This is a genomic window from Cupriavidus sp. 10L43_2, assembly GCF_056395265.1.
This window is the reverse complement of sequence record NZ_JBFTJE010000022.1, coordinates 17,067-37,764: the sequence shown is the minus strand read 5'-3', so window position 1 is coordinate 37,764 and position 20,698 is coordinate 17,067. Positions and strand designations below refer to the sequence as shown.

Annotated in this window: 9 protein-coding genes; 2 read left to right on the top strand and 7 right to left on the bottom strand. The window is 69.6% G+C overall.

Features of this window, described 5'->3' with window-relative positions; translation table 11 throughout:
• Window positions 1-285: 285 nt before the first annotated feature.
• A complete protein-coding gene (locus tag AC1DEL_RS24445; RefSeq protein WP_092301409.1) occupies window positions 286-2,811 on the bottom strand; it encodes a glycogen/starch/alpha-glucan phosphorylase in 2,526 nt (841 codons plus the stop codon).
• Window positions 2,812-3,064: 253 nt separating this feature from the next.
• Here AC1DEL_RS24445 and AC1DEL_RS24440 point away from each other — a divergent pair, with 253 nt between their 5' ends.
• Both AC1DEL_RS24440 and AC1DEL_RS24435 read left to right on the top strand, forming a co-directional pair.
• Entirely contained in the window at window positions 3,065-3,247 is a 183-nt protein-coding gene (locus AC1DEL_RS24440) for a hypothetical protein (protein WP_092301406.1), read from the top strand.
• A 294-nt stretch (window positions 3,248-3,541) separates the two neighbouring features.
• Window positions 3,542-5,434, top strand: a complete 1,893-nt coding sequence (locus AC1DEL_RS24435; RefSeq protein ID WP_477110063.1) for a hybrid sensor histidine kinase/response regulator — start codon at window positions 3,542-3,544, stop codon at window positions 5,432-5,434.
• 271 nt (window positions 5,435-5,705) lie between these two features.
• Here AC1DEL_RS24435 and malQ read toward each other — a convergent pair whose 3' ends face one another.
• The 6 genes from malQ to AC1DEL_RS24405 form a co-directional block, all read right to left on the bottom strand.
• Entirely contained in the window at window positions 5,706-7,880 is a 2,175-nt protein-coding gene (malQ, locus tag AC1DEL_RS24430) for a 4-alpha-glucanotransferase (RefSeq protein WP_477126299.1), read from the bottom strand.
• A complete protein-coding gene (glgX, locus tag AC1DEL_RS24425) occupies window positions 7,877-10,048 on the bottom strand; it encodes a glycogen debranching protein GlgX (RefSeq protein ID WP_092301400.1) in 2,172 nt (723 codons plus the stop codon). The genes malQ and glgX overlap by 4 nt, the downstream gene beginning before the upstream one ends.
• 72 nt (window positions 10,049-10,120) lie before the next feature.
• A complete protein-coding gene (glgB, locus tag AC1DEL_RS24420) occupies window positions 10,121-12,379 on the bottom strand; it encodes a 1,4-alpha-glucan branching protein GlgB (protein WP_441592559.1) in 2,259 nt (752 codons plus the stop codon).
• Window positions 12,366-15,761: a maltose alpha-D-glucosyltransferase gene (gene treS / locus AC1DEL_RS24415; RefSeq protein ID WP_477159204.1), complete on the bottom strand. Its 3,396-nt coding sequence runs from the start codon at window positions 15,759-15,761 to the stop codon at window positions 12,366-12,368. The genes glgB and treS overlap by 14 nt, the downstream gene beginning before the upstream one ends.
• Complete coding sequence (locus AC1DEL_RS24410; protein WP_477126298.1) at window positions 15,758-19,099, bottom strand: maltotransferase domain-containing protein; 3,342 nt, start codon at window positions 19,097-19,099, stop codon at window positions 15,758-15,760. Before AC1DEL_RS24410 ends, treS begins: the two co-directional genes overlap by 4 nt.
• Window positions 19,100-19,434: 335 nt before the next feature.
• Complete coding sequence (locus tag AC1DEL_RS24405; protein WP_092301388.1) at window positions 19,435-20,454, bottom strand: sigma-54 interaction domain-containing protein; 1,020 nt, start codon at window positions 20,452-20,454, stop codon at window positions 19,435-19,437.
• Between the last annotated feature and the right edge of the window lie 244 nt (window positions 20,455-20,698).

Sequence of the window (20,698 nt, the reverse complement as noted above, 5' to 3'; positions counted from 1 at the left end):
CTTGGCTTGCCTGCGCATTGCGCCCCCTGCGCACGGGGGCGCCGATCCGCTGGGGCCGGAAGGCGGCGGATGGCGAGCGAACAACCCGGGGTGCGAAGGGGCGCAGAAAATCGCGCGGCTTCAGCAATGCGAACTCCGTGCCAGCATGCTGCACTGCGTGACGGGCGCGCCGCGTCGTGGCTGGTGGGGACGGCGGCGGCCCGGCAGGGCGGGGTTGTGTATAAGGTGCCCGCCCGGTTGTAGAAACTACCGCGCCTGCTGCCGTCGAAGAGCCATCGACAACATTTACGATCCACTGCCCCCGCAGCGCTCGCTGAAGGTGTCGATGCCTTCGGCCTCCGCAAGACGGGCGCCTTGCACCTGCCCGCTGGACCGGTGCAGCAGGCACACCGGCACCGCCCGTGCGCGCCAGACGCGCTGGCAGTACTGCTCGATCGCCCGGTCGGACGAGAACCGCCCCGAGCGCGCGCTGGAGAGCACGGACATGCGTTGCCAGCGCTCGTTGTCGACGTAGGCGGCCGAGACCTGCTGCTGGCAGTGCAGGTAGGAGGCGAAGTCGGCCATCAGCAGGTAGGGGTCGTGCTGGAGCAGGCCGTCGAACAGCGGGCGGAACACGGCGGCGTCGCCCTTCGAGAAGAAGCCGTGCTGGATCAGGTCCACCACCGCGCGCAGCTCGGGGCTGCTGTCGTAGTAGGTGGAGGGGTGGTAGCCGGCGGCCTTGAGCGCGTAGACCTCGGACGCGTTGAGGCCGAACGGGAAGAAGTTGTCGGCGCCGATGGCGTCGCGCAGCTCGATATTGGCGCCATCCATGGTGCCGATGGTGATGGCGCCGTTCATCGCGAACTTCATGTTGCCGGTGCCGGAGGCCTCCTTGCCGGCCAGCGAGATCTGCTCGGAGAGGTCGGCGGCGGGGTAGATCTTCTGGCCGTGGGTGACGTTGAAGTTGGGCAGGAATACCACCTTGAGGCGGTCTCGCACCTGCGGGTCGCGGTTGACCACGCCCGCCACCGAGGTGACGAAGCGGATCATCAGCTTGGCGTAGTGGTAGCCGGGCGCGGCCTTGCCGGCGAACAGGAAGGTGCGCGGCTGCACGTCCGCGTGCGGATCGGACTTGATGCGGTGGTAGAGCGCGATGATATGGAGCACGGCCAGGTGCTGGCGCTTGTACTCGTGGATGCGCTTGACCATCACGTCGAACATCGAGTCCGGGTCCACCACCACGCCGGTGGTGTCGCGCACGAGGCGAGCCAGGTCCTGCTTGTTCTCGCGCCGCACGGCCTGCCAGCGTTCCCGGAAGGCGGGGTCGTCGGCGTACGGCTCCAGCGCCTGGATCTGGTCGAGGTCCTTGATCCAGCCGTCGCCGATGGCTTCGCTGACCAGCCGCGTCAGCCGGGGATTGGCCAGCGCCAGCCAGCGGCGCGGCGTGACGCCGTTGGTGATGCTGGTGAACTTCTCCGGCCACATCTCGTAGAGATCCTTGAGCACGTCCTCGCGCATCAGCCGGGAGTGCAGCTCCGCCACCCCGTTGATGGTGTGACTGCCAACGCACGCCAGATGGGCCATGCGCACGTGCCGCTCGCCGTGCTCGCTGATCAGCGAGAGCCGCGCCAGCCGCGATTCATCGCCATAGAAGCGGATGCGCACCTCGTCCAGGAAGCGCGCGTTGATCTCGTAGATGATTTCCAGGTGGCGCGGCAGGATGCGCTGGAACAGCGGCAGCGGCCATTGCTCGAGCGCCTCCGGCAGCAGGGTGTGGTTGGTGTAGGCGAAGGCGCGGCGGGTGATGTGCCAGGCTTCGTCCCAGGCCAGGTCATGGTCGTCGATCAGCAGCCGCATCAGCTCGGCAATGCCCACCGCCGGGTGGGTGTCGTTGAGCTGCACCGTGAACTTCTCGTGGAAGCGCGTGACCGGCAGGCCCTGCGTGGCCAGCAGGCGCAGCATGTCCTGCAGCGAGCAGGACACGAAGAAGTACTGCTGCTCCAGCCGCAACTCCTTGCCCTGCTGGGTCTCGTCGTTGGGGTAGAGCACCTTGGTGAGGTTCTCCGACGTCACTTTCTTGTTCACCGCGCCGAGATAATCGCCCCGGTTGAAGGTGTGGAAGTCGAACGCCTCGGTGGCTTCCGCGCGCCACAGCCGCAGCGTGTTGACCGTGTTGACGCGGTAGCCGAGGATCGGCGAGTCGAACGGCACCCCCACCACCATCTTGGCCGGCACCCAGCGCACGCGGTAGCGGCCCCGGTCGTCGGTGTAGTGCTCGGTATGGCCGCCCAGCCGCACCTCCACCGCCCATTCGGAGCGCTGGATCTCCCACGGATTGCCGTTGCGCAGCCACGTGTCGGTGCTCTCCACCTGCATGCCGTCGATGATGCTCTGGTGGAAGATGCCGTACTCGTAGCGGATGCCGTAGCCCAGCGCCGGAATCTCCAGCGTGGCGAGCGAATCCATGAAGCAGGCCGCCAGTCGCCCCAGGCCGCCGTTGCCGAGGCCGGGCTCCTCCTCCTGCGCGAGGATATGGTCGAGGTCCAGGTTGAGCGCGGCCATGGCGGCGCGCACTTCGTCCGCGATGCCGAGGTTGACGAGGTTGTTGCCGAGGTGCGGCCCCATCAGGAATTCGGCGGACAGGTAGGCCACCGTGCGCGACGGCTGGCTCTGGTAGGCCTCGGCGGTGCTGATCCAGCGCTGCACCAGGCGGTCGCGCACGGTGTGGGCGAGCGCCTGGTAGAGGTCGTTGCCGCTGGCGTGGCTGGGCACCATGCCCTGGGTGTAGAACACGTGATCGAGAAAGGCCCGCCGGATGGTGGCGCTGGACATCGACGTCCGGGTGTCGTCCGAGTGTTCGGCCGCGGGAGAGGGACCAGAGGGACCAGCGGGACCAGCGGGACCAGCGGGACCAGAAGGGCCGGAAGGGGCTGGCCGCAGCCGGGATGCTTCGTTCATCACTTGGCTCCTGAAAGGCTGAAAAAGCTGGCTGGTATGGAAACTGCTGCCTTGTCGGGGGTGTCTACCTGTGGGTGTCCTACCCATGGGTGTTCCACCCATTCCCTGCGACGACGAGGCCCCCAGCATGTCGAACCATATTCCGCATGATCCCGCGCGCCGGCCCGACCGCCGGCCCGACCAGTGTCCCGACCACAACAAGGAGAAGGGAGACCAGCCCGCGCGCAACCTGCCCGACAAGCATCCGGTGCCGCCTTCCGTGAAGCGGCACAACAGCGAATCGGACGAGCCGCCCGTCGAGAATTACTGAAACGGTTCATTATCGACAGACCCCCGGCGGCGCCGTCTGGTTCACCCCCGGCGGCGCCCTCACCTCGTCCATGGCGCGGGCGTGAGCACCGTCTATGATGAAAGCGCCGGTGCTCACGCCGGCGGGAGTCGTGCTCCCACCTACGGGCCGGGATAACCGCCATCCCCCGGTCCCTCCAGGTTGGCTTCCAAGAATAGCCGCGACTGCGCCATAAGAGAGGGAGTTCCTATGCCGGATCGGCAGATGCCGGGCCTCGCATCCATGGGTGAGGGGGCCCGTGCCGCCGCAGGCGCCATGCATGACACGGCGCCCCTTGCTCCGCGCGCGAGTGCCTGGCTCGCCGCGCTGGATGACGTCGCCATCTTCGACCTCACGCCCGAGGGCTGCGTGCGCACGTGGTCCGAGGCCGCCGAACGTGCCTTGCTCTACACCGCCGACGAGGTGACCGGCTGCCAGCTCGCCCGCTTCCACACCCCCGAATCGATCCAGTCCGGCGAGCCCGCGCGCCTGCTGGACACCGCCCGTACGCTGGGCCGGGCCGAGGAACGCGGCTGGCGCGTGCGCCGCGACGGCACCGCGTTCTACGCCGCCGTGGTGATCCAGGCCATCAACTACGCCGATGGCGCCCCGGACGGCTTCGCGGTGGTCTACCGCGACATCACCATCCGCTACGCCGCCGAGGAACGCGCCCGGGAGGTGGAGGCGCGCCACCAGCAACTGCTCGACACGCTGCACGAGCAGGCAGTCTGCGAACTCGGGTTCGATGGCGAGATCCGCGTCTGGAATGCCGGCGCGACGGCGCTGTTCGGCTACAGCCCGGAGGCGGCGGTGGGCCGGCCGGTCTCGCTGCTGTATTCCCGCCAGGACGTGGCCAGCGGCCATGACCTCGCCACGCTGGGCGAGGTGCGCACCAACGGCCAGTGGACCGGCGAGGCGCGCCTGCAGCGGCAGGACGGCATGCTGGTGCGCTGCCATATCCGGCAGGCGCTGCTGCGCGACGCCGGCGGCTGCCCGGTCGGCATCCTGTGGACCGCGCGCGATATGTCTGACATGGCCCGGCTCGAGGAACTGGAGGGCGCCGGCCGGCGCGTGCAGGCCTTCCTCGCCATCCTGGCCCACGAGCTGCGCAATCCGCTGGCGCCSATCCGCAACGCCGTGGACGTGATCCGCCTGACGCCCTCGACGGACACGCGCATCCGCCACTGCGCCGAAATCATCGGCCGCCAGCTGCAACTGCTGACGCGGCTGGTCGCCGATTTGATGGACGTGGGCCGCGTCACCACGGGCAAGCTCAAGGTGCAGCCGGTGCCGACGATGGTCAACGACATCGTCACGTCTGCGGTGGAGGCCATCCGGCCCGCGCTGGACGCGGCGGGGCAGAGCCTCTCGCTCACGCTGCCCGCTGGCCCGGTCTTCGTCAATGCCGATGCCGGGCGGCTGGGGCAGGTGCTCTCGAACCTGCTGAGCAACGCCACCAAGTACACGCCGCGTGGCGGCGCCGTCTCGATCCACATGACCACCGAGGGTGGCAACGTGATCACGGCGATTGGCGACTCGGGCAAGGGCATCGCGCCGGAGGCGCTCGACCGCATCTTCAACCTGTTCGCGCAGGAGGGCGATGATGGCGAGCGCGGCGGGCTCGGCATCGGCCTGGCGCTGGCGCGCGCCGTGGTGGAAGCGCATGGCGGCGCCATCCAGGCCAGCAGCGGCGGGCCGGGGCGCGGCAGCACCTTCACCGTGATCCTGCCGGAGGTGGAAATGGACGGCGCCACCGTGCCGCGCGCAACCGCCACCGATTGCACCGGGCTGCGCATCCTGATCGTGGATGACAGCGCCGACTCCGCCGACAGCATGGCCGAACTGCTGACCGTGCTCGGCCACGACGCCCGGCCGGCCTACAGCGGCATGCAGGCGCTGGAACTGGTGCGCGACTTCGCCCCGGACGTGGTGCTGCTCGACCTGGAGATGCCGGACATGAACGGCTTCGAGGTGCTGGCGGTGCTGCGGCCCGATCCGGCCAACACCGCCAATGCCGATGGCACCGGCCCGCGCATCTTCGCCCTGACCGGGCACGGCACGTCGGACGACCGCAAGCGCACGCTGGCGGCCGGCTTCGATGAGCACCTCGTCAAGCCGCTGTCGATCGAGACGCTGTGCCGGGCGCTGGCGGGGGATGGGGCGGGGTGAGCGTGGTGGGTGGCTTGATGCGCCGCCCCTCTCCCCCGGCCCCTCTCCCAGGGGGAGAGGGGAGACCACCGAGGGTTTTCTCCCCTCTCCGAGGGCGATAGGGGAGACCACCGAGGGTTTTCTCCCCTCTCCGAGGGGGAGAGGGGAGACCACCGAGGGTTTTCTCCTCTCTCCGAGGGCGATAGGGGAGACCACCGAGGGTTTTCTCCCCTCTCCCTCCGGGAGAGGGGCGGGGGAGAGGGACGGCGCCCCCCTACCGACCACGCCCATCTCAACCATCCCCCCGCACCGCCGCCACGCGCACGCGCACGTCCGCATGATCGAAGAGCTCGCGCACATCGGCGTCGAGCCGGCGCTGCCAGTTGGGGTGCCCGGTCACCGTGCCGGGCAGGTTGGGCTGCTCGGCGGCGCCCAGCAGGTCTTCCACGGGCACCAGCCGTAGCGGGGTCCGCGCGCGGGACAGCCAGCGCAGCACCGCTTCCACGGGGGCGGACGCCGCGTCGGGCTCGGCACCATCGACCACCCCGCCCGCGCACATGGCCTGCCACAGCGCCGTGCGCTCGGCGGCGCGCATCGCCATCAGGCCGGCTTCGGTCTCCCCCTCGCCCAGTTGATGCAGCCGCGCGCGCCAGGCGATGTCGTGGCCGGCCCACCAGCCGGCGATGGTCGGCAGGTCGTGCGTGGTGGTGGTGGCTACCGCCTGCGCGGGCCATTGCTCGGGCGGCAGGAACGGGGCGGGGGTGTCGGTGTCTTCGGCAGCATCCTCGTCCGCCGGCTGGCGTTCGAACCACAGCACGTCGATGCCCATCACGCCGCGCGCGGCCAGTGCCGTGTTGAGCGTCTCCGGCACCGTGCCGAGGTTCTCGCCGATGATGATGGCGCGCTGCCGCCACGACTCGATTGCCACCAGCCGCAACAGGTCATCCAGCGGATAGGTCAGGTAGGCGCCCGCCGTGGCCGGCGCGCCGGCCGGCACCAGCCACATCCGCGCCAGCCCCAGCACGTGGTCGATGCGCAGCCCGCCGGCATGGGCGAGGTTGGCGCGCAGCATCTCGATAAAGGCGGCGTAGCCGTTGCGGCGCAGCCCGCGCGGCGAGAACACCGCCACGCCCCAGTCCTGCCCGAGCGGGTTGTAGACGTCTGGCGGCGCGCCGGCGTGGAAGCCGTTGAGGATCTCGGTCTGGCGCATCCACGCGTGGCTGCCGCCGGGATCGGTGCCCACGGCGAGGTCGGCGATCAGTCCCACGGCCATGCCGGCGGCGCGCGCGCGGTGCTGCGCGGTGTCCAGCCCGTGCGCGGCCAGCCATTGCAGGAAGGCGTGATAGCCGATCTCCTGCGGAAACTGGGTCTCGAAGGCGGCCACCGCCGAACTGTCCGGCGAGCGCAGGGTGACCGGCCACTGGCGCCAGTCGGATGCCGCTTGTCGCCGCGCGTCATCCCCGTCATTGCTGGCTTGCGCCAGCAGGCTGGCCTGGATGGCCTCGAAGCAGGCGTGGGCCAGCAGCCCGCTGCCGCCGCGCGCGCGGAAGGCGGCGAAGGCCTGTTGGGCGTCCGTGCTGAGCAGGGTGTCATGGCGGTCCCACAGCCAGCGCAGCAGCGCATGGCGTGCCACGGACAGCGTGGGCCAGTCGATTTCGTCGCGCGCCTCGGCGGCGGCCAGCCGGTGGCCGATGTTCAACGCCGCGATGCCCTGATCGACCGCGTCCTGCCCGAACACGGCGGCGGGGTCGGCGTAGAGCGCGTTGTGGAAGATCCGGCTCGACGGCGCGTAGGGGCTGTAGCGCGCCGGCAGCGCTGCAAAGCCGGCGTGGAGCGGGTTGATGGCGACGGCGTCGGCGCCTTCGCGCGCGGCCGCCTCGCAGGTCAGGGCCAGCGTGGTGAGATCGCCCAGCCCGGTGGGCGCCCCCCGGCGCAGGCCGTAGAGCTGCACGGAGAGCCCCCACGGCTTGCTCGCATGTACCGCGCGCGGGTTGGCGGATGGGTTGGCAGACAGTGCATCGGCCACGCCGTAGCAGCGCGGTGGCGCCACGGCCAGCGTGGTGGCCAGATCGCCGAGCAGCAGGCGGTGGTAGCCCCAGTCCGCGACCGGGGGGATTTCCATCAGCCCGTCCGCATTGCGCTGGGCGATGCCCTCGATCACGCGGCCATCCTCCAGTTCGAGCCGATAGGGGCGCTGCGCCAGCGTGTGCGCCCACCGCACGGTCACGGGCTGGCCCTGATCAGCCGTGAGCAGCGGCGGCAGCGGGTGGGATGCGTCGTCGGCGGCGAGCCGCGCGAGCGAGGATTCACAGGCGCCGGGCGTGTCGCAGGGCAGGTCGAGCGCGGCCAGCACCGCGTGCAGGGCGTCCTCGGTAAGGGCCTGGGGCCGGCCCCAGGCATCGCGCCACTGGGTCTGCAGGCCGGCGCGTTCGGCCAGTCGCTGCAGGGCGTCGGTGTCGTGGCTCATCGCGGGGGTTCCTCTTTGCGGACGTCTTCATTGCGAACCCTTGGCACGCTGGCCAGCAGTAGCGCCACGCTGTGGGCCACCACGGTGTAGCCGGGCTGGCCGTCGTCGCCGTTCGCAAGCGGGCTTTCGCCGGCATCCGGCGCGGCGCTGTCGAACAGCACGCGCCAGTCCTCGCCTGGGGCCGGCGCGCGGAAGGTGACGTCGTCGTTGCCGGCGTTCAGGCACAGCAGCATCACCGCCACCTCGTCCTCGCCGTTGCCGGGCGTGGCGCGGCGCAGCGCCAGTGTGCGATCTTCGCCATTGGCCCACTGCTCGGGCGACAGCTCGTTGCCATCGGCCCCGAACCACGCGATGTCCGGCACGCCCGGCGCCGGGCGCGAGCGGCCGTGCACGAAGCGGTTCTCGGTCAGCATCGGTACCTGTCGGCGCAGCGCCAGCAACTGGCTCACGCAGGCCATCATCGGCGCGTTGGCGGGGTTGGCGGCGTCCTCCCAGTTCAGCCACGAGAGCGGGCTGTCCTGGCAGTAGGCGTTGTTGTTGCCCTGCTGGCTGCGGCCCCATTCGTCGCCGGCGGTGAGCATCGGCGTGCCCTGGGAGAGCAGCAGCGTGGCCATCATCGCCCGGGCCACGCGGCCACGGGTTTCGAGGATCTGCTCGTCGTCGGTGGGGCCTTCCACGCTGCCGTCCGGGCTCCAGTTGGCGCTGGCGTTGTCGTCGTTGCCGTCGCGGTTGTCCTCGCCGTTGGCCTCGTTGTGCTTGCTGCTGTAGCTGACGAGGTCGGCCAGCGTGAAGCCATCGTGCGCGGTGATGAAGTTGACGCTGGCCCACGGCTTGCGGTGGCGGCGGTCGAACAGGTCCGCCGAGCCGGTGAGCCGCGCGGCCAGTTCGCCGCGCTGGCCGGCATCGCCACGCCAGAAGCGGCGCACGTTGTCGCGGAACTTGTCGTTCCATTCGGCAAAGCCGGGCGGATGGTTGCCTACCTGATAGCCGCCGGGGCCGAGGTCCCACGGCTCCGAGATCAGCTTCACGCGCGACAGCACCGGGTCCTGGAGGAGGGCGTCGAAGAAGCCCGCGCCGGGGTCGAAGCCGGTGGCCTCGCGGCCCAGCGTGCTGCCGAGGTCGAAGCGGAAACCATCCACGTGGAAGGCCTCCACCCAGTAGCGCAGCGAGTCCATCACCATCTGCAGCACGCGCGGGTGCGAGAGGTTCAGCGTATTGCCGCAGCCGGTGTCGTTGATGTAGTGGCGCTCGTCGCCCGGAATCAGCCGGTAGTAGCTGGCGTTGTCCAGCCCGCGCCAGGACATGGTCGGCCCCAGCTCGTTGCCTTCGCAGGTGTGGTTGTAGACCACGTCGAGAATGACCTCGATGCCGGCCGCGTGGAGCCGGCGGATGGCCACCTTGGCCTCGTGCAGCTCGTTGGCGGACAGGTAGAGCGGCTCCGGCGCGAAGAACGCCAGCGTGTTGTAGCCCCAGTAGTTGCGCAGGCCGCGCTCCACGAGGAAGCGGTCCTGCAGGAAGGCGTGGATCGGCAGCAGCTCCACCGCCGTCACGCCGAGCCGGTGCAGGTGATCGACGAAACGCGGATCGGCCAGCGCGGCGAAGGTGCCGCGATGGTGCGGCAGCAGGTCTTCGCGCTGCATGGAGGCGCCGCGCACGTGCACCTCGTAGATCGAGGTTTCCGGCCACGGGCGGTCCAGCCGGCGGTCTTCGCCCCAGTGGAAGCTTTCGTCGACGACCACGGCCTTCGGCATCATCGGCGCGCTGTCGCGGCGGTCGGGCGTCAGGTCCGCGCGCGGGCTGTTGAGCCGGTAGCCGAACAGCGCGTCCGACCAGCGCGCCGGGCCGTTCAGCAGCCGCGCGTAGGGATCGAGCAGCAGCTTGTGGGGGTTGAAGCGGTGGCCCCGGGTCGGCTCGTAGGGGCCGTAGGCGCGGTAGCCGTACAGCGCGCCGGGCTGGGCCAGCGGCAGGTAGCCGTGCCAGACCTCGTCGGTGCATTCGGGCAGCGGCAGGCGGTGGATCTCCCTGCGGCCGTTGGCGGAGAACAGGCACAGCTCGATGCGCGTGGCATTGGCGGAGAAGACTGCGAAGTTGACGCCCAGGCCGTCCCAATGCGCGCCAAGGGGGTAGGGCTTGCCGGGCAGCAGACGGTCGATCGTGGCAATCGCCATGTGCATGGCTCCTTTCTTCTGGTTATTCTGGGTGGCTCGTGATGACAGCTTTCAGAGGGTGTCAGCGGGGTGTCAACGGGGCGGGCGGTAGCGCAGGACCAGCGTAGCCAGCGGCGGCAGGGTCAGCGTGACCGAGGCCGGCTGGCCGTGGGACGCCGCGTGGGACGCCTCCACCCGGCCGCCATTACCGAGGTTGCTGCCGCCGTAGTAGCCGGCATCGGTATTCAGGCATTCCTCCCAGTCGCCCGCGAACGGCACGCCGAGGCGGTAGCCCTCGCGCGGCACCGGGGTCATGTTGACGACCACCAGCGCCACCTCCTGGCTGTCTGGCGCGGCGCGGCGCAGGTAGGCGAAGACGCTGTTCTGGTGATCGTCGCCGACAATCCACTGGAAGCCTTCGGGCCGGTGATCCATGGCGTGGAGGGCCGGCAGCTCGCGGTACAGCCGGTTCAGGTCGCGCACCAGCGAGTGCACGCCACGGTGCAGCGGCTGGTCCAGCAGCGGCCAGTCGAGTTCCTCGTCGTGGTTCCACTCGCGCCATTGGGCGAATTCGCCGCCCATGAACAGCAGCTTCTTGCCGGGATGCGTCCACATGAAGCCGTAGTAGGCGCGCAGGTTGGCAAAGCGCTGCCAGTCGTCCCCGGGCGCCTTGCCGATCATCGACCCCTTGCCGTGTACCACTTCATCGTGCGAAAGCGGCAGCACGAAGGCTTCCGACCATGCGTAGACCAGCCCGAAGGTCAACTCGTTGTGATGCCAGGGGCGGTGGATCGGGTTCTGGCTCAGGTAGCGCAGCGAGTCGTGCATCCAGCCCATATTCCACTTGAAGTCGAAGCCGAGCCCGCCGGACGCCACGCTGGCCGTCACGCCGGGCCACGCCGTGGATTCCTCGGCGATGGTCAGTGCGCCGGGGCAGCGCTCGTGGACGATGGTGTTCAGGTCGCGCAGGAAGGCCACGGCCTCCAGGTTCTCGCGCCCGCCGAAGCGGTTGGGCACCCACTGGCCCGGCTCGCGGCTGTAGTCGCGGTAGAGCATGGACGCCACGGCGTCCACGCGCAGCGCATCGGCATGGAACTGTTCGAGCCAGTGCACCGCCCCCGCCAGCAGGAAGCCGCGCACCTCGTTGCGGCCGAGGTTGTAGATCAGCGTGTTCCAGTCCTGATGGAAGCCCTCGCGCGGGTCCTGGTGCTCATAGAGCGCCGTGCCGTCGAACTCGGCCAGCCCGTGCGGGTCGGTGGGGAAGTGCGCGGGCACCCAGTCGAGGATCACGCCGATGTCGGCCTGATGGCAGCGATCGACGAAGGCGGCGAACTGGTCCGGCGGGCCGAGTCGCGAGGTGGGCGCGAACAGCGACAGCGGCTGGTAGCCCCAGGAGCCGCCGAACGGGTGTTCGGTGATCGGCAGCAGCTCGATATGCGTGAAGCCAAGGTCGCGGATATAGGGCACCAGCCGGTCGGCCAGGATTTCCCAGCCGTGCGCGGTGTCGTTGGCGGCGCGCTGCCAGGACATCGCGTGGAGTTCGTAGACGGACATCGGCGTGGCATAGGGATCGGCGCTGGCGCGCTTTTCCATCCACGCCTGGTCGTTCCACTGGAATGGCGGGGCGCCGTGGCCGCGGCAGGCCACCACGGACGCCGTGGCGGGCGGCGGTTCGGTGGCCAGCGCCACCGGGTCGGCCTTGTCCGGCAGGGCGTGGCCCTGCGCGCCGATGATGTCGTACTTGTAGCGGCTGCCGCCGTGGGCGCCGAGCGCCTCCGGGATGAACACTTCCCAGATGCCGGCGCCGTGGCGCAGGCGCATGGGGTGGCGCACCGGGTTCCAGCCGTTGAAGTCGGCGATGACCGATACGCGCTGGGCGTTGGGCGCCCACACCGCGAAGCGCACGCCGGCTTCGCCATCGACGGTCAGGCATTGCGCGCCGAGGCACTGGCCGAGTTCGAGGTGGCGGCCTTCGTTGAGCAGGTGCAGGTCCAGATCGCCCAGCAGCAGGCCGAAGGCGTAGGGGTCGGCGCTGCATTGCTCGTTGCCGTCCGGCCAGCGGATCAGCAGGCGGTAGTCGCCCGGTTGTGGCGCCTCCGTGCCGGGCAGGCGGCCGGCGAACACGCCGCCGGGGTGCAGCGCGGTCATCGGCGCGATAGGTTTGCCCGCCCGGTCGGCCAGCGAGACCGATTCGGCGCCCGGCGCGATGGCGCGCACCACCACGCCGTGGTCGTCCCGGTGGGGGCCGAGCACGCCGAACGGGTCGGCCAGCCGGCCCTGCAGCAGCGCGTCGATCACGGCATCGGGCAGCGTTGGGGTGCGTTCCATCGTGGCGCTATTAGTTCGTGCCATCGTTGGCTCCCAGCAGCTTGCGGACGAGCCGGGCCAGCCCGCTCGTGGGCAGGTCGATCCATGCCACGCGGTTGGCGGCCTCATAGCCCACTTCATAGGCGGCGCGCTCAAGCAGGAACAGGTCGAGCAATTGCGCCATCTGTCCCGGCTCGGCCCATTGCTGCGGCGCGGCCTGCATCGACTGCTGGTAGCAGTTCAGGAAGGCCTGGCTGGCGGCGCTGCGGAAGCGCTCCAGCAGCGCGGCGCGGCGCTCCGCCAGCGCGGGCGGCAGCGTGGCGTGGGTGCGCTCCTGCCGGTCCGTGCCGACCGTGGCCGCCGCATAGTCGAGCGAGCGCAGCAGCCCCGCCACATCGCGCAGCGGCGAGGTCTTGCGCCGGCGGAAGGCCAGCGGCTGGCGCGGTTCGCCTTCGAAATCGACGATATAGGTGTCGCTCTGGGCGATCAGCACCTGCCCGAAGTGGAAATCGCCGTGGATGCGGGTCTGGAGGCTGCCCGGGGCGGCCTGCGCCAGGCGTGCCACCAGCTTGGGCAGCTTGCCGCGCGCGGCGACCAGCGTCTCGATATCGGTGGCGAAGGCGCCGGTGGCGTTCTGGCGGCGGGCTTCAAGCAGATCGAGCGCCTCGTTGAGGGACTTCAGCGCTTCCTCGGCCCATTCGCCGGCCTGCGCCTCGGTGGCGGGTTCGGGCGAGAAGGCGGCCTCGTCGCTGGGCCGGGCCAGCACCGCGTGCAACTCGGCCAGACGGCGGCCCAGCGTGCCGACCATGGTCGAATAGCCGGCCATGGCTTCGACGAACTCGCCGTCGGCGTCTTCGGACGGCATGGCGTCGTCGATCAGGCGGCTCAGGTAGTCGAGCGTCCAGTCCCAGCCATCGCCCTGATTGAGGATGTAGCCCTGCAGCAGCATCAGCGTGTGCGGCGTGCCATCGGCGCCGGTGCGCACCACCTCGCCCAGCAGCGGCGCGGAGTGTGCGTAGCCTTGGCTGGTCAGGTAGCGCGTCATCTCGGCTTCCGGATGGATGCCGCCCGCCACCCGGCGCACCAGCTTGAGCACGCCGTTGTTGCCGTAAGCGAGCGAGCTGTTGGACTGTTCGGCGGACATCCACTGCACGGGCTGGTCTTCCAGCGTCACCCCGGCCAGCCCTGGCTCGGGCAGGAAGCGGATCACGCCGTGCGTGGTCGGTGCCTCGGTGCCGTCGCGCATGGCCTTGACCACGGCGCGGGCGTAGGCCTCCACCACGAAGCCATCGGTGGCCACGCCCACGCGGCTGCCCCGGCGCACGCGCGCCATGGACAGGCCGTGCATCAGTTGCGGCATGCCTTCGGTGTTCTCGCGGTCCCACAGCAGTGCCACCGGTAGCTGGTAGCACTCGGTGCGGCCTGGCAGGGCCACCTCGACCTCGCAATGGAAGACCTCCTCGTTATTGCCGACGCGGGCGATCGGCCATGCGTAGGTCACGGTCACGCGCTCGATGCGGTCCGCCTTGGAGGCGAACCAGCGCCGGCGGGCGAGGTAGATCGGCAGGACTTCGGTGGTCAGCGCGCGGCGGGCGGACTCGGTCAGTTCCGAGCGTCCGGCGTTGTTCTGGAGTACCAGGGTGATTTGATCGGCCATTTGCTCGGGGGCGTCCACGTGCCAGGAAGGCGGCTGGGCGTCCTCGCTCAACACAAACCAGTAGAAACCATACGGCGGCAGCGTGAGCAGGTAGGTCAGCTGGCCGATGGCCGGGAAGGGCGTGGCGCCAAGCATCTCCACCGGCACGCGGCCCTGGAATTGGGAGAGGTCCAGCTCCACGGCCTGCGGCGCGCGGGACAGGTTGGCCACGCACAGGATGTGCTCGCCATCGAACTCGCGCAGATAGGCCAGCACCTTGCGGTTGCCGGGGAACAGGAAGCGCAGCGTGCCGCGCCCGAAGGCGTGATGCTGCCGGCGCAGGGCCAGCATGCGGCGCATCCAGTTCAGCAGCGAGTGCGGGTCGCGGTTCTGGGCTTCGACGTTGACGGCCTCGTAGCCGTACAGCGGCCCCTGCAGCGGCGGCAGCACCAGCCGCTCGGGGTCGGCGTGGGAGAAGCCGCCATTGCGGTCCGGCGACCACTGCATCGGCGTGCGCACGCCATCGCGGTCGCCGAGGTGGATGTTGTCGCCCATGCCGATCTCGTCGCCGTAGTAGATCACCGGCGTGCCGGGCATCGAGAACAGCAGGCTGTTCATCAGCTCGATGCGGCGGCGGTCGCGCTCCATCAGCGGCGCCAGCCGGCGGCGGATGCCGAGGTTGATGCGCGCGCGGCGGTCGGAGGCGTAGACCTCCCACAGGTAGTCCCGCTCGCTGCTGGTGACCATCTCCAGCGTCAGTTCGTCGTGGTTGCGCAGGAAGATCGCCCACTGGCAGTTCGGCGGCACCTCGGGGGTCTGCCGCATGATGTCGGTGATCGGGAAGCGGTCTTCCCGGGCGATGGCCATGTACATGCGCGGCATCAGCGGGAAGTGGAAGGCCATGTGGCATTCGTCGCCGACCACGCCGCCGTCCGGGCTGGCCGCGCCGGTGGTGTCGGCCGTGCCGCCGCCGCTGGCGCCGCCAAAGTACTGCTGGGCGTCTTCCGGCCACATATTGGCCTCGGCCAGCAGCAGGCGGCCGGCGTAGCGCTCGTCCAGGTGGCTGCGGATCTTGCGGATGACCTCGTGCGTCTCGGGCAGGTTCTCGTTGGTTGTGCCTTCGCGCTCCACCAGATAGGGCACGGCGTCCAGCCGCAGGCCGTCGATGCCGATGTCGAGCCAGAACCGCATCACGCTCAGCACCTCGTTGAGCACCTGCGGGTTGTCGAAGTTCAGGTCCGGCTGGTGCGAGTAGAAGCGGTGCCAGAAGTAGGCGCCGGCCTCGGCGTCCCAGCTCCAGTTCGACTTCTCGGTGTCGCAGAAGATGATGCGCGTGCCGGCGTAGGACTGGTCGTTGTCGGACCACACGTAGTAGTTGCGGGCGGCCGAGCCGGGCTTGGCCTTGCGCGCGCGCTGGAACCACGGGTGCTGGTCGGACGTGTGGTTGATCACCAGTTCGGTGATCACGCGCAGCCCGCGCGCGTGGGCTGCCGCCACGAAGCGGCGGGCCTCGGTCAGCGTGCCGTAGTCGGGGTGCACGCTGYGGTAGTCGGCAATGTCGTAGCCATCGTCACGGCGCGGCGAGGGGTAGAACGGCAGCAGCCAGATGGTGTCCACGCCGAGGTTGACCAGATAGTCGAGCTTGGCCAGCAGGCCCGCGAAGTCGCCGACGCCATCGCCATTGGCGTCATAGAACGACTTGATGTGCAGTTGATAGATGACCGCGTCCTTGTACCAGAGCGGGTCGGCGTTGAGCAGGGCGGCGCTGACGCGGTCGGATGCGCGCTTCATGCCGTATCTCCGGTTTGTTGTTGGGGCCGGACGTGCCAGAGGGCGAACGGCAGTTCATGCGGATTGAGGCGGATGCGCTGGGCCTTGCCGGTCCAGGTGAAGCGGCGACCGGACATCAGCTCTTCGGCCTGCAGGGCGCCGTGGTCGGGCAGGCCCCACTCCCAGAGCGGCAGTTCGATCGTGGATTCGCGCGGCGCGCGCGGGTCCAGGCTGATGGCGGCCAGCAGCACGTCGCTGCCGAAGGTGGGGCCTCCGGGAGGGCCCCCGGGCTCGGCCGGGACGTAGCGGGCGAAGTACAGCACCGCGTCGTCGCTGGCGTGGTAGAAGCGCACGCCCAGATGATCCTGCAGGGCCGGATGGCTGGCGCGGATCTGGTTCAGCCGCGAGATCTCGGCCACGATGTTGCCGGGCTGGTTCCAGTCGCGCACGCGGATCTGGTACTTCTCGGAGTCGAGGTATTCCTCGCGTTCCACGCCGTTCAGCACCAGCGGCGCGCCCTCGCAGACCTCGAAGCCGTTGTACATGCCCCAGAGCCCGGAGAGCAGCGCCGCCAGCGCCGCGCGGATCAGGAACGCCGGGCGTCCGCCGTCGTGCAGGTAGAACGGGTTGATGTCCGGCGTATTGACGAAGAAGTGCGGACGGTAGAACTCGCGCAGCGGGCTCTGCGTCAGCTCGGTCATGTACTCGGTCAGCTCGGCCTTGGTGTTGCGCCAGGTGAAGTAGGTGTACGACTGCGAGAACCCGAGCTTGGCCAGCCGCGCCATCATCTTGGGCCGCGTGAAGGCTTCGGCCAGGAACAGCGTGTCCGGGTGCTTGGCGCGCACGTCGGCAATCATCCACTCCCAGAACGGCAGCGGCTTGGTGTGCGGGTTATCCACCCGGAAGATGCGCACGCCCTGGTCGGCCCAGAACATCACCACGTCGCGCAGCGCCTGCCAGAGATGCTCGCCGCCGGGCGGGGCCGCGTAGAAATCGACATTGACGATGTCCTCGTACTTCTTGGGCGGATTCTCGGCGTAGCGCAGCGAGCCGTCCGGACGGTGCGAGAACCACTCGGGGTGCTCGCGCAGCCACGGGTGGTCCGGCGAGCACTGGATGGCGAAGTCGAGCGCCAGTTCCAGGCCGTGGTCGGCGGCGGCGCGGCGCAGGCGCTGGAAGTCCTCGAACGTGCCGAGTTGCGGGTGGAGGGCATCGTGGCCGCCTTCGGTACTGCCGATGGCGTACGGGCTGCCCACATCGCCCGGCTCGGCCTTGAGGCTGTTGTTGCGGCCCTTGCGGTGCGCCTGGCCGATGGGGTGGATCGGCGGAAAGTAGAGCACGTCGAAGCCCATCGCACGGATGGCCGGCAGCCGGCGGATCACATCGTCGAAGTTGCCGTGGCGATTTTCATCGCCGCTTTCCGAGCGCGGGAACAGCTCGTACCAGCTCGCGAAGCGGGCGGCGAGGCGGTCTGCCTCCACCGGCATCGCCGTGGGGTAGCGGCTGACGAACGGGCGCCCGCCGGGGGTGTCCATGGCGGCGTGCATGGCGGTTTCGGTGCGCGGGGAGAGCAGGATTTCGAGCCGCAGGGCGTCGTCGCCGGCGGCGGCCTTCAGTTCGGCCAGCAGGGCGCCGGCATCGGGGATGGCGCTGCCTTCGGGGGTGTCCAGCGTGGCGGCCACCAGCCGGGCGCCTTCCTCGATCTCCAGCGTCACGTCCACGCCGGCCTTGCGTTTCTTGCCGATCTCGTCGAGCCAGCTCGCGAAGGTATCGCGCCATGCTTCCACCGTGAACTCGTGGCGGCCCAGCGCCACGATCGGGAAGCTGCCGCGCCAGCGGTCGTTGATGACGGGGGTCATCGGCGAGGCACGCCAGACCTGCTCGCCCGGCGCGCGCCACAGCACGGCGGCGGCGAGCTTGTCGTGGCCGTCCATCCAGATATCGGCGGTGACCTCCACGCGCTCGCCCACCGTGCGGCGCACGGCGAAGCGGCCGTGGTCGGCGGAGGGCGCCAGGTTCTCGATGGCCACGCGCGGCGCCTGCATGGCGGTGGCCAGATCGCGGTCGATGGCTTTGCGGTGATTGCCATTGCCATTGCCGCTGCCATTGCGGCGCGCGCGGGGCTGCGCGCTGACCGGCAGCGCTTCATACAGGCGGATATCGGCCGGTGCCAGCGTGATCGTCGCGCTGGGGTCGAGCTGGTGGGCGGCGTCCAGCGTGCCGCCGGGGCCGCCATCGGCCGATTGCAACGTGGCGGCGGCCTGCGGCAGCGCGCTCAGCACGCGGTCCGCGCCGAACGAGGCGGGCTCGATCGGGCAGGGGTTCAGCACCACGAGCAGCGCAGCGGGGCCGGTGGCGCCGTTCGAACCATTGGCGAGGTGGCGCGGCAGGCGGGCCAGCACGGTGAGCGGCGCGTCCGGGCCGCTCACCTGCCGGACCGCGACGGCCGGCGCCGGGTCACGCGCGGCCAGCCAGGCGTTGCACTGGATCAGCTCGTGGGTGAGGTCGTAGGGGGCATCGACGATGTCATCGGGATGGCCATCGGACTGCGCCTCGGGGGCGGTATCAAGGGGCGCGCTGCCATGGGCGCCGGTCTCGAAGCCGGCCGGCACCATCAGCCCGTCGCCGATGGCGGCGGCGGTCCACAGCGCGCGGCGGGCGGCCAGCACGTCGGTGCCGTCGGGCGCCAGCGAGGGCGCGGCCAGCACGCGGCCGAAGTCGCGCAGGCGCGCCATCTCCTCGGTCAGCCACGCGCTGCGGTAGTCCCACCACGGGAGCGAGCAGAACGCGCCGTCGAACGGCGCGGTGGCAAGGTCGGCCAGTTGTTGCGGGTTGGTACCGGGGGTGAAGGCCAGGAACACGGGATCTTCGCCGCCGTTCTCAGTACTGTCAGTACTGCTCCGCCCGGCGGTCTCGATGATCTCCGCCCAGTGCCGGCCCGGCACGCGCGACGGGGCGCGGCAACAGAAGCCGGCGGCGCCGGCATCGATTGCTTCGCGGATCTGGGCGCTCCACCAGGCCACCAGCGCGGGGGCGAGCCCCTCGTCGTACCAGCGCAGCCGCACGCCGGGCAGGTGGCTGTCCGTGGCATCCGGGCTGCCGCCGGGGCGGGCATGGTCGACCCAGCCATCGTGCATGCCTGCCGCCTCGGCCGGAAAGCGGTCGAGGGCGAGATCGAGCAAGGGAAGCAACCCATGTGACCGGCACGCCGCAAAGGTCGCTGCCAGGATGTCGGGGCGGATATGGGGAATGGCCCAGCCGGCCAGCAATACATGGTTGAAACCGAGTGTGGCGGTGCGCGCGAGCGCTTCCGGGTCCACCGCTCGGGAATCGGTCAGGTTCAGTTGGCAGATTCGCACGTCACAGGTCCTTGGCCGTGGCGCCGCTGCGCGCCGATTCTGACCGGGCACGCGAAGGCTGTGCCAACGCGGCGGGGTCCGGGAGCGCGCGGGCCGGGAACTGCGGTGCAGCAAGGGCAGGGGCCGATGCGGTCCGGCCGCGCGTCCGGGTCGCATATGTAAGAAATACACGGTGCCCGGCGGATGTAAAGTAAGGAATACGGCTTTCGTGAAATCCGACGAGGCGGAAGGCTATCGATAAATGGGGGCGATAATCGGCACGCCGGTGCGGAATAAATCGGCAAAAAAATCCCCGCCAAGGGGCGGGGACGATTTTCAGCGGAGGCGGCGCGCCATTATCCGGCGCGATAGACATCCAGCCGGTTGTAGAGCGTCTTCAGGCTGATGCCAAGCGCCTTGGCGGCCTGCCGCTTGTCGCCGTCGAAGCGCGACAGCGTGGCCAGGATAATCTCCCGCTGGGTATCGGCCAGTGTCGTCCCCACCCGTACGCTGACCACGCCATCGACAGTCGTCGGCCGCATCGGCTGGCTGGCGAGATTGGGATTGCCAATTTCCACGAGTTTATCGGCCAGAATATAGGCGCGATATACGGAATTCTTCAGTTCGCGCACATTGCCGGGCCAGTCATAGCGCACCAGCCGTTCGAGCGTGCTGGCCGAAAATGCTTTCTCGGTCTGTTCCATGGCGTTGAATTCGGCCAGGAAATGGCGCGCCAGCGGGACGATGTCCTCGGTGCGTTCGCGCAGCGGCGGAATATGGAGCGGGAAGACGGCCAGCCGGTACAGCAGGTCTTCGCGCAACTGGCCGTCCCGGACGGCCTCCATGGGGTCGCGGTTGGTGGCGGCCAGGATGCGGACGTCGCTCACCAGCAGGGTGTCGCCGCCCACGCGGTGGAAGTTACGGCTTTCCAGCACGCGCAGCAGCTTGATCTGCATCTCCACCGGCATTTCGGTGACTTCGTCCAGGAACAGCGTGCCGCCCTGGGCCTGCTCGAAGTAGCCGGCCTTCTGCTCCAGCGCGCCCGTGAAGCCGCCTTTCTCGTGGCCGAACAGCTCGGATTCAATCAGCGTGGGGGCGATGGCGCCGCAGTTGACCGCCACGAACGGGCCGCCGGCGCGGCTGCTGCGCTCGTGCACGGCGCGCGCCACCACTTCCTTGCCGCTGCCGCTCTCGCCCACCGCCAGCATCGTCACGTCCGTCCCCGCCACCCGGTTGAGCTGGGCGATCAGCCGCTGCATGGCTGGCGCGGTACTCTCCCAGAGCAGGGAGACCTGCCCGGGCGCGGCACGGCGGCCCGGCGCGCGCGGCGGGGGCGCCGAGGAACGTGCGGATGGAAGCGTCGCGGTGGTGGACACGGGTGGCAGTGTGGCCGCCTGCGCCCGCCATCCCAGGAAAGTGGGGGAAGGGTGCCGACGGCGTCGGATTGGTCAATGATGTTTTAATGCTATCCGGTCGCGCTGCGGGTGGCTACATCCCATGCCGCCGTCGCGGAAAGGTCCGACACCTGTGTCAGACGGACACTGGCATATCGGCCAAGCGCCTGTAGCTAGACTTCAGCGTATCTTGCCGCCTGTGTTGCCCCTGTGCCGCCCGTTGCAC

What these genes read in the sequence shown, in the direction of transcription:
- AC1DEL_RS24445 (WP_092301409.1), bottom strand. Translation starts at nt 2,811, where the DNA reads ATGTCCAGCGCCACCATCCGGCGGGCCTTTCTCGATCACGTGTTCTAC.
- AC1DEL_RS24440 (WP_092301406.1), top strand. Translation starts at nt 3,065, where the DNA reads ATGTCGAACCATATTCCGCATGATCCCGCGCGCCGGCCCGACCGCCGG.
- malQ (WP_477126299.1), bottom strand. Translation starts at nt 7,880, where the DNA reads ATGAGCCACGACACCGACGCCCTGCAGCGACTGGCCGAACGCGCCGGC.
- glgX (WP_092301400.1), bottom strand. Translation starts at nt 10,048, where the DNA reads ATGGCGATTGCCACGATCGACCGTCTGCTGCCCGGCAAGCCCTACCCC.
- glgB (WP_441592559.1), bottom strand. Translation starts at nt 12,379, where the DNA reads ATGGCACGAACTAATAGCGCCACGATGGAACGCACCCCAACGCTGCCC.